We start from the raw sequence: 708 nt of genomic DNA on the forward strand, positions 1-708 counted from the left end.
AAAAACTGAAATCATCAATACGGGGATTGATACTGTTGCTGACACCATCATCGGAGCTTTCCCTCAAGCTGAACATCCTATCGGGGATATTGCTGACCTAGGTACCCTCACTTTTGAAACTTCTCGCGATACTGTAAATGGTACTTTAGAAACCGTGTCTGATTTGGCAGGGGCTGATCTCAGCAGTGCTTTAGATTCTGCAACAGGTGTCATTGAAACCTTAGTTGATAATGGTTCTTCTGCAATTGGTATTGTTCAACATATTGCTGATGACCTTGGCAATCTCGGTGATCTTGCTGATGGTACACCACTAGAAATGGTGACTGATGTCATTGACGGTATTACTGGCGGTACCGATGGTAGTCCGATTGATCTTGTGACTGGTGTAATCGATGGTATTACAGGTGGTACTGATGGTAGCCCTATCGATCTTGTCACTGGTGTGATTGATGGCATCACAGGTGGTACTGATGGTCGTCCTATTGATCTTGTGACTGGTGTCATCGATGGTATTACAGGTGGTACTGATGGTAGTCCGATTGATCTTGTCACTGGTGTAATCGATGGCATTACAGGTGGCACTGATGGTAGTCCGATTGATTTAGTCACTGGTGTGATTGATGGCATCACAGGTGGTGATCTTGCTAATAATCCTGTTACAGGGATTGTTCAAGAAGGTATCGATATTCTACAAGGCGTTGAAAGCTT

1 pseudogene is annotated in these 708 nt (G+C 44.2%); it reads left to right on the forward strand.

What is annotated here, in order from left to right:
• Positions 1 to 708, forward strand: a pseudogene (locus ACF8D3_RS00005) (hypothetical protein); the annotation flags it as partial.

Origin of the sequence: Acinetobacter sp. YQ_14, from assembly GCF_043102985.1 — a bacterium.
Classification (GTDB): domain Bacteria; phylum Pseudomonadota; class Gammaproteobacteria; order Pseudomonadales; family Moraxellaceae; genus Acinetobacter; species Acinetobacter venetianus.